General features: G+C 54.9%; 7 protein-coding genes. 5 read left to right on the plus strand and 2 right to left on the minus strand.

Annotated elements, in window-relative coordinates; genetic code table 11:
* Window positions 1-21: 21 nt before the first annotated feature.
* On the minus strand, window positions 22-2,193 hold the full coding sequence (locus LPA44_RS15715; RefSeq protein ID WP_230890446.1) for a PAS domain S-box protein: 2,172 nt from the start codon (window positions 2,191-2,193) through the stop codon (window positions 22-24).
* Between the two features lie 138 nt (window positions 2,194-2,331).
* Here LPA44_RS15715 and LPA44_RS15720 point away from each other — a divergent pair, with 138 nt between their 5' ends.
* The 5 genes from LPA44_RS15720 to LPA44_RS15740 all read left to right on the plus strand — a co-directional run bounded on the left by LPA44_RS15720 (window position 2,332) and on the right by LPA44_RS15740 (window position 8,655).
* The gene (locus tag LPA44_RS15720) at window positions 2,332-3,486 is read left to right on the plus strand and encodes a PAS domain-containing protein (RefSeq protein ID WP_442903407.1); all 1,155 of its coding nucleotides are present in this window, start codon (window positions 2,332-2,334) and stop codon (window positions 3,484-3,486) included.
* Window positions 3,487-3,528: 42 nt separating this feature from the next.
* Window positions 3,529-4,326 (plus strand): TrmB family transcriptional regulator, encoded by a 798-nt coding sequence (locus LPA44_RS15725; RefSeq protein ID WP_230890448.1) that lies wholly within the window; start codon window positions 3,529-3,531, stop codon window positions 4,324-4,326.
* Window positions 4,327-4,989: 663 nt separating this feature from the next.
* Window positions 4,990-5,241: a hypothetical protein gene (locus LPA44_RS15730; protein WP_230890449.1), complete on the plus strand. Its 252-nt coding sequence runs from the start codon at window positions 4,990-4,992 to the stop codon at window positions 5,239-5,241.
* A 62-nt stretch (window positions 5,242-5,303) separates the two neighbouring features.
* Window positions 5,304-5,714 (plus strand): hypothetical protein, encoded by a 411-nt coding sequence (locus LPA44_RS15735; protein WP_230890450.1) that lies wholly within the window; start codon window positions 5,304-5,306, stop codon window positions 5,712-5,714.
* A gap of 781 nt (window positions 5,715-6,495) precedes the next feature.
* A complete protein-coding gene (locus LPA44_RS15740) occupies window positions 6,496-8,655 on the plus strand; it encodes a PAS domain S-box protein (protein WP_230890451.1) in 2,160 nt (719 codons plus the stop codon).
* Between the two features lie 155 nt (window positions 8,656-8,810).
* On the opposite strand, the gene LPA44_RS15745 is transcribed toward LPA44_RS15740, so the two are convergent.
* Window positions 8,811-8,957, minus strand: coding sequence for a DUF7563 family protein (locus LPA44_RS15745; protein WP_230890452.1), 147 nt, complete (start codon window positions 8,955-8,957; stop codon window positions 8,811-8,813).
* Window positions 8,958-9,181: the final 224 nt, after the last annotated feature.

The following is a 9,181-nucleotide window of genomic DNA, read 5'->3' on the forward strand; positions in this document are numbered from 1 at the left end:
TAAAGTCCAGGCTACGAGTGATCAGAGTGAGTCTTCGGATACGATTTCGAATCGAACACCATCGAGGTGTATTCCATCGTCAATCTGGATGTCCCACTCGTGAGCCAACACGATTTGGCGAATGCTCGCCATCCCCATCCCAATCCCCTCATCACCATTCTTCGTGGAGAATCCGGGAGTGAACACGCGGTCTCGATGGTCGGGGTTGATTCCGGGACCACTGTCTTCGTAGTAGAATCCGTCCTCGAGGGCTCCGATACGAATCCGCACGTCGCTTGGACCGTGCTCGATGGAATTCCCGAGAAGGTTCTCGAGCATCCGCTGGAGTGCGTCGCGATCGGCGTCAATTTGTATGTCGCTGGCGACTGTGACAGCCGCTTCCTGTGGCGGATCAACTGTCGTCCAGACATCCTCAACGACAGACCCGACATCAACAAGTGCGGTTTCCGAGATTATCTCTCCGGTCCGTAATGTTGTCACGAGATCTGTCCGAAGGTCATCGACACGTTCGATTGCCTCCCCAGCACGTTCGACGTGTTCCTTGTCTCCGGTTTCCAGAGCTAACTCTAGGCGTCCTTGAACCGTTGAAATAGGGCTTTGCAGGTCGTGTGAAACGAAGCTCGCAAATCGGTCAAACTGTTCGTTACGCCGTTCCAATTCCCGTTCTCGTCGTCGCCGCTCCGTCACATCCGTCGCTGATGCGATAATACGAATTACCGCTCCATCAGCATCCGTAACCGGCCGAAATTGCCCCTCCACTGTCGCTGTTCCACCGTCTCCTTTCGGATGCGTTGCTTCGTACTCGACGTACTCCCCCTCTGCTGCAGTCGCCACCCACTCTTTGACCGTTGCTTGGTAGTCTTCGGTCCACCACGGCGTTTCCCAGAACGGATCGCCGATGAGTTCCGCTCGTGTCCCCTCAACGTAGTCAAGCGCAGTCTGGTTTACGTCGAGTGTTGTCCCGTCGACGTCAAGGAGGCCGACGAGGAGATTTGGATCGTTGAAAATCGCGTCAAACTGCTGTTCCTGTCGGCGCATGGTCTGCTCACGCTCCTTCAGCTCCGAGATGTTGCGCCCCTCCGGTATTAATAACGTGACATCGCCAGCCTCATTGATGACTGGTCGCACCGAGAAATCGATAATCGCGTCCTGGTTCTCGCCACGAATTGTGATCTCATCTCGGAATGACTCACCGCGCTGTGCCGTCTTAACCGCGTTACGAGCAATTTGTTGGGCTTGCTTGTTCGACTGGAACCATGCACCCTCCCAGAGCGGGAGGCCAACCACATCGTCTCGGTCAACGCCTGCAAACGAGAGTGCGGCCTCGTTTGCCTCAATAATTGTCCCGTCTGGCTCAAGGAGTCCAGTAAATTGGTAGGTGTTGTTGAAAATCGCCTCAAACCGTCTCTCACGCCGCTTCGACTCCGTTATATCCGTGATAAACCCCTCTAATATGCGGTCCTCGCCGTCGGCGTTCGTAATACTCCGACCACGTTCCCAGACCCACTTGGTCTGCCCGTCAGCTGTTTCGATTCGATACGTTGTCTCGAATGGCTCGCTGTCGTCGAGTGCAGTCTGTACGTCTGTCCAGACTGGTCTCTGGTCGTCTGGATGGAGTACGTCCTCGCCCCATGAGACGGCGCCGGATTCGAGCTCGGAGGCAGGATACCCTGCAAGCTGCTCGCACTCCCCGGCCACTTCTTCCATCGGCCATCCCGGTTCGTTCCGGCACCGGTACACAAGCCCAGGAACGTTACTGACGAGCGTTTCGAGCCGGCGTTTCTGTTCTTGCACGGCTTGCTGTGACAGATAGCGGTCGACAGCATTCTCAACCCGGTTGGCGAGTAGCGTGTATTGTTGCGTGCCACTTTCTTTCTGGAGATAGTCCGTGACACCAGCCGAGATCGCGTCGCTCGCGATTTCTTCGGAGCCCTTCCCAGTAAAGAGAATGAATGGAAGATCCGGGTAGTCATCGCGAACTGCGGTGAGCAACTCAATCCCTGTCATCGAGGGCATGTCGTGGTCTGCGATAACACAGTCTGGAGTGTCATTCCGAATGTGGGCCAGCGCGTCAGTGGCTACCGTTTCAGTTACAACATCAAAGCGGCTGCTCTCTCGTTCCATGAACTCGGCCGTGAGACTCGCAAAATCCGGCTCATCATCGACATGCAGCACTCGAATGGAGGCCGCCATAGCCAGTCCTTTAACATAGAGAGTGAAAAGATATTCCCCTATATTTTATCCTTGTTTCTTTTAATCACTCTTAATAAATAGTCAATAATTCTATCCTACTAGACTCAATTTATTACCCTCCGGCAACGTGTCCAGTCTATGCCGCCCTCGGCTCTCAGTGAAATTCCTCCATTTAACGGAGGGAATCAGCTCATGTCGGTGGTTCTCGTTGATGACGACGAATCGCTGGTCGAGATGTCCTCAGCATTCCTGCAGCGAGAACTCGACAATATCGAAACGACGACGCTCACTGACCCAACAAATGTACTCAACGAACTCCAGGGTGGGGAGTACGACTGTATCGTGAGCGACTTCGATATGCCACGGTTGGATGGCTTAGCGCTGCTGAACGCACTCCGCGAGGCGGGTATTGATATTCCGTTTGTTCTGTTCACCGGCAAGGGAAGCGAAGAGATCGCCAGCCAAGCTATTACCGCTGGTGTTGACGAGTACCTCCAGAAGGGTGGCCCCGAAGAGTATCCCGTTCTCGCGAATAAGATTGAGAACCTTGTCGAGAAGCATTGGGCGGAGACACAGGTACAGCGCGGGTTTCTCGCGATTGAATCCGCCGAGGAAGGGATTGGTATCATCGACGACGACGGCGTCTACCAGTATATGAATGAGGCGTACGCAGCAGTGTATGACCGTGATCGCGGCGAACTAATCGGGGAGCACTGGGATATGCTGTACCCACCGGAGGAGACCGACCGCTTCCACGATGAAATTCTCCCAGAGCTCGAAACTGAGGGAGTGTGGCGCGGTATTTCGACAGGCATCACAAAACAGGGTGAGCCAGTTCCGGAGCGGCTCGTCCTCACACAGATGGATAGCGGTGGCCATGTCTGTATCGTCCAAGAACTCGACCAGAATGACGAACTCGAAGCCGAACTCGCGCTAAAGAACCGAGCACTTGACGCAGCTGGCTTAGGCATCGTGATAACAGATGCTCTGGAAGACGACAACCCGATCGTCTACCTGAACGAAGGCTTCGAAGAACTAACTGGGTACGACGAAGAGAAGGTCCTAGGACGTAACTGTCGATTCTTGCAAGGCGATGAAACAGACCCTCAAACAGTCACCAACCTGCGCGAGTCAATTGATGCTGGAGCATCGATTTCGACGGACATTCGGAACTACGACGCCGACGGCGAGCTATTCTGGAATCACCTCGAGATCTTTCCTATCACCGACGAGACGGGGACGGTCACGAACTTTGTCGGCTTCCAGCGCGACATTACGGACCGGCAGGGGTGAACGGCCGCTTTGCTTTTCGGGTGGTATCTTCTACGAGGGCGTATGGCGGGAAAGTCAACCGAGCAACTCGAATACGAGTGTTCTACTCTACTCCAGAAGTTCGGCTTCACCGAGTACGAAGCCTCTACGTTCGTCTATCTCCTCCGCCTCGGGACTGGCACCGCAAAAGATGTCGCAGAGATCGGCGATGTACCCCGAACTCGCGTCTATGACGCCGTTGACGCCCTCCATGAGGCTGGATTGGTTGACATCCAACACACGTCGCCGAAGAAATTCACGCCAGTCTCGCGAGAAAGCGCCCTCCGAAAGCTCAACCTCCAACGGCAGAACACCATCACGGAGTTGAGTGAGCTGTTCGAAGACCTCGAACCCGCCACCCAGCAGCCCGAAGAACTCGGGGTGTGGACGGTCACGGGCTACGAGGGTGTCACTAGTCGACTTCTCGAATTCATTGACGACGCTGACGACGAACTCATCTATATGACCGTCGACGAACTTCTGACCGAGGACCACCTTGATCATTTGGAGGCGGCCGAAGAGCGTGGTGTTGACATCTATCTTGCGGGTCTGTCTGATTCCGCACAGGCCGAGATTCAGGAGCGGATTCCTTCGGCTGAACTCTTTGAAACACTGTGGGCGTGGTCCGAGGAAGGCGCTGGAAGCCTGCTCATTACCGACGAACGAACCGCACTTGTAAGTGTCCTGACCGACCAAGAAGCGACGGATAGCATCCACGAGACGGCCATCTGGGGAATGGGCGAGCGCAATAGCCTCGTCGTGGTACTACGGGCCATTTTCACCTGGCGACTCAACACACTCACCCCCGAAGCTAATGAATGAACAACAGCAGTTGCCAATACGATTTCTCTATTCAGAGTGAAACCTGAAACAGCCGCTACATACAGACTGACGGGTGATTACCTTGGTCAAAATTGTTGACGCCGAATAGAGTCTGGTAGGGGCGGATGGGTTTATCCGGACAGCGACCTTAAGGACGTATAGTCCGATCATAGTGCCCTATATCGTTGCCTGCACGCTGTGCGACTTCCAGCGAGAGATTGCCGAATTAGCAGATGTATTCGAATTCCGCGACACCCATCAAGCCACCTACGGCGAAAAACCACGTTTTCGAGTGGAAACTCATCGAGGAGAGTGACCAAGCCCCCGACTGACTGGTATTTTCGGCGTTCGAAGGGCATAGAGCGGAACTGTTGTTACGGGAATTATCACAATTGATTGAAGTCAGTCGGGGGTGAGTTGTGCGTATGTCCCGATAATGCGATACTGTGAGTGTCGAAATTGTGGATTCGTGTTTTTCGCTTCAGAGGATGAATCACCTCAGCCAAAACGCTATAATTCCTGCCCTAACTGTGACGGCACTAAATTCTCCCTTTTGGAGAAATAACACCGAGAGCGTACCCCTACTGAGCGGCTGTTCCAAACCATGGTGACAATCGATAGCCACCAGATAGTTAACCTATTCTCACGCTAGACTTGCTTGTTGTGAGGATTCTCGAAACACTGCTTGGCGGGCAGTCCCTCAACGACGTTCGGGTCAGTAACTTCACGGAGTGCGTCGTGGAATCACCGGGACTCGAACTCGTAGACACCGACAACAGCACCCTCACAATCCGAATCCATCCAGAAACAACCGCCAACGCCGATTTCATTCGGCTGTTGAACTTCTCGCGCGTCTCCATCCGTGACCTCTACACCGAGGACGGGAGTTCCTACCTCATCGTGACCATCAGTTGAACACACCATGACCCCATCAACTCGCCCCGAGGAAAAACAGCGTCAAGTCACTGTCCAGAGTGATGATTGAGGAACGCCACCGGAAGCTACATCGATTCATTCAGCAGCGTGCCAGGGCGTCCTACCGGTCGGCGTTCTACTACGAGCGCGACAACTGGGAACCGCTGTACGTCCGCGATGACGTGGCAAGCCAACGGCTGCGTGATGAACTCCCGGATATTGTCAAGCGCGCCCGCCAGAACCAGCCACTGCTTCGAGAAGAAGATTATCCGCCACTTGGAGAGGTACACGCGACCTCAGAAGTCCACGAGGGCGGCGTTATTCTCCACTTCCCGGAAGGGCCAGAGGTTGGCACGATTGTCTCGCTCGACCGGGATGCTGCCCGCCGGCTTGCCGGGTTCGTCTCACAAGCGATGACAATCCTCCAGTCACCACAATCCTCGGAATACCGTGCTGGCACCGTAGACGACTAACCCCAGATCAACACCGCGTAAGAATGCCACCACAGAGGATACCTCAATCAATCGCCGTGTTGAACGTGGGACTCTCCGCCGCAGCACTCCTCACCGCAGGGACCGCAATATTTCTGACTGGTGCGTATCCGGGCGGGGCATGGCGTCCGCCGGGAGAGTGGCCGCCACTGGTCTTCGTGTTGCTGGTGCTGTCAGTCATTCTTGGACTGCCACCAATTGTGCTGCTCCGTAGGTATCGAACGCAACTGCGCGTCTCAAATTGACTCGCTTTGCTATTGGTCAGTCCGCAAACCCACTTATCGATTCAGCTGCTCCAGTTTCAGTATCCTTTCTGAATAAAGAAGCCGCGTTAGCGTCTACTGATAATGTTTCGGTACCTACTCCTCCGATTCTACTGTTCATCAGTCAGTGGATGGCTCCTTTTGTTCGAACTCAATGATATGCTTATCGCCGTAGTTCGCTTGGTGCGTGTCACGGAACTCGAACACAGCCTCTAATTCGTCAATCTCGCGCTGGAATTCACACAGCGTACAAGTGACGAGATAGGTCACGACTGGGCGTTCTACGTTCGATAAACGCCTGCGAATGGGTAAACCCCCAAATTCACCGAGCGAATAACAAACTGGCCCGCAACTGCCGTTTGCAACCTGTCTGTTGCTCACCTCGACGCTACAGCCAGTCACTCCCCGCTCACATAGAATTTACAATCCATCCCTCAAATCAGGGTACAAACGGAGACTAACTAGTAAGACGGATACCACTTCACGCACGAACCAAGAGTATGACCGGTGACGATGGCAGCCATCCGGATTCGACATTCCTTCCGGATGCGAAGACGGTGGAAGTCCTCCACATCGATGACGACTCGAGCTTTGCCGATCTCGTTGCGACGTTTCTCGAACGTGAACACGAAGCGTTCACTGTCCACACTGAGACCGATCCCAGAGACGCCCTCGCGGTCCTTGAGCAAAATGATTGCTCTGTTGATTGCGTCGTCAGTGACTACGATATGCCGGGCTTGGATGGACTGGACGTCCTCGAACGTGTGCGAGATACTCACCCGGGCCTACCGTTTATTCTCTACACCGGCAAAGGTAGCGAGGAGATCGCCAGCGAAGCGATTAGCGCAGGTGTCACCGACTACCTCCAGAAAACCGGTGGCACGGAACAGTATAGCGTCCTCGCCAATCGGATTCTGAACGCTACCGAGGGATATCGGGCTGAGCGATACCTGAATCGTGGCCTCGAAGCCATCGAAACCGCACAGGACGGCATCAGTATCCTCAACGAAGATGGCTATATCGAATACGCGAACACTGCCTGTGCAGAAATGCTCGGCTACACCCGGGAGGAGATCATCGGTCTCCACTGGGAAACATTCTATCACGACGACGATGTCGATGCCGTCTACGACGTGCTCCTCCCGGAAGCACGCGACGGCCGCTGGCACGGGACCACGACGTTCGTCCGAAAGGACGGTGCCGAACTCAACATCGAACATACGCTCTCGTACACGGAGGATAGGTCACTGATCTGCACGCTCAGTCCACAACCAACGATTGACGCAGACACGACGAATTTGTCTGCAAAAGAGCAAGCGATGGACGAAGCGCCTGTCGGGATCCTCCTGACCGACCCCCATCAGGAGGATAACCCAATCATCTACGCGAACGACGAATTCACGGAACTCACTGGCTACGAGAAACGCGACGTTATCGGCCGAAACTGCCGGTTCCTCCAAGGCGACGCGACTGCTGACGAACCAGTTCAAAAATTGCGGACTGCGATCGACAATCGGGAATCGGTAACCGTCGAGTTACGGAACTACCGGAAGGACGGCACTGAGTTCTGGAACCGCGTCCGCGTCGCACCGCTATTCGATGACGACGGAGAGATCGACCTCTTCGTTGGGTTCCAAGATGACATTACGGAACGTAAACAGTACGAGGAACAATTGCAGTCCCACAGCGCACGGTTGGAGGCGGTGTTCGAACACTCGCCGGACATGTTCGCAGTCCACGACATCGACGGTGTGATTCGGGATGTTAACCAGCGGCTGTGTGACGAACTCGGCTATACCGAATCAGAACTTCTCGGACGAAAGGTCTGGGACATCGACCCAACAGCCGACCCGGGTCGGGCGTCGTCGTTCTGGGATACGCTCCCACCGAATACCCCACACCGCTTTGAGGGCGAACTCGAACGAAAGGATGGGTCGACGTTCCCCATCGAGGTGCATCTCATCCGTCTGAACTTGGATGGGGAAGACCGGTTTGTGGCGATGGACCGCGACATCAGCGACCAGAAGCAACGCGAACGCGAGCTCGTCCAGCAGAACGAACGCTTGGACCGGTTCACGAGCGTGGTGAGCCACGACCTGCGAAATCCATTGCAAGTTGCGGAGGGGCGTCTCGAGTTACTGCGTGAGGACTGCGACAGCGACCACATCGACGAGATTGACCACGCGCTAGGCCGCATGGATGCGTTAATCGAGGATTTGCTGGCGCTCGCGCAAGCAGGCGAAGAAGCGATGGACTTGGAGCCCGTCTGGTTGCCGGAGCTTGTCGAATCCTGCTGGGAGACACTCCCGGAGACGACGGCAACACTAACAATTGAGACGGAACGGACTGTCAAGGCCGACCGCGATCAACTCCGTCAACTCGTGATGAACCTCCTTCGGAACGCGATTGAGCACGGCGGTTCAGACGTGACAGTAACGGTCGGTGATACCGGAGACGGGTTCTACGTTGCCGACGATGGAGCTGGACTCCCCGAATCAGTGAGTGGAAGCGTGTTTGAAGCAGGCTATACAACTGCTGACGAGGGAACGGGATTCGGGCTCAGTATCGTCGAAGAAGTCGCCAGTCGACACGGTTGGAAGATTTCGGCAGCAAACGGACGGAACGGCGGTGCTCGCTTCGAAATTACTACCACTTGCTGATCTGACGGTCTTGGTGAAACAGCCGAGAAAACAAGTTCAGAAACGTCGTTCACTCACGAAGCCCGACACCCCGCTGGGCTAATAATACTGTGAGGTGCTATCTATCAAGGGCCATCCATCGGCTCTTTCGATGGCGTAATGTCCGATGACTTGCATCATGTTCGTTTCTCTCGGATTCCTTCGCGGCTGCGAGTCATGTCTTCGCAGTTCGGACAGACACGTGGCTCGTCGATAGAGTCCGGGGTGAATACACGGACGTAGACGTCTGTGACGTGGCTGCCACAGTTCTGGCACTCCGGCATACCAGTAGCAGTCATCTTATCGGTCATAGGCTTTCTGTCAGCGCCGAAACGACCGAGTAGAACTGCAGAAGCGTCCACAACCCTTCCAGACTTAGTCTCAGTACCTCACAAAGCATCGCCGGCTAATCCGACTTGAGCCATCTGTTCTGTTGTGGTGAGTCGTCGATCACGGTTGAGCAACGCTGATCGAAGGCGGAGCTGTCGCTGTCGGCGGCGCTCAGCCG

It is taken from the genome of Halobacterium sp. KA-4, assembly GCF_021028995.1.
Classification (GTDB): domain Archaea; phylum Halobacteriota; class Halobacteria; order Halobacteriales; family Halobacteriaceae; genus Halobacterium.

What these genes read in the sequence shown, in the direction of transcription:
- LPA44_RS15745 (WP_230890452.1), bottom strand. Translation starts at nt 8,957, where the DNA reads ATGCCGGAGTGCCAGAACTGTGGCAGCCACGTCACAGACGTCTACGTC.
- LPA44_RS15740 (WP_230890451.1), top strand. Translation starts at nt 6,496, where the DNA reads ATGACCGGTGACGATGGCAGCCATCCGGATTCGACATTCCTTCCGGAT.
- LPA44_RS15720 (WP_442903407.1), top strand. Translation starts at nt 2,332, where the DNA reads ATGCCGCCCTCGGCTCTCAGTGAAATTCCTCCATTTAACGGAGGGAAT.
- LPA44_RS15735 (WP_230890450.1), top strand. Translation starts at nt 5,304, where the DNA reads ATGATTGAGGAACGCCACCGGAAGCTACATCGATTCATTCAGCAGCGT.
- LPA44_RS15725 (WP_230890448.1), top strand. Translation starts at nt 3,529, where the DNA reads ATGGCGGGAAAGTCAACCGAGCAACTCGAATACGAGTGTTCTACTCTA.
- LPA44_RS15715 (WP_230890446.1), bottom strand. Translation starts at nt 2,193, where the DNA reads ATGGCGGCCTCCATTCGAGTGCTGCATGTCGATGATGAGCCGGATTTT.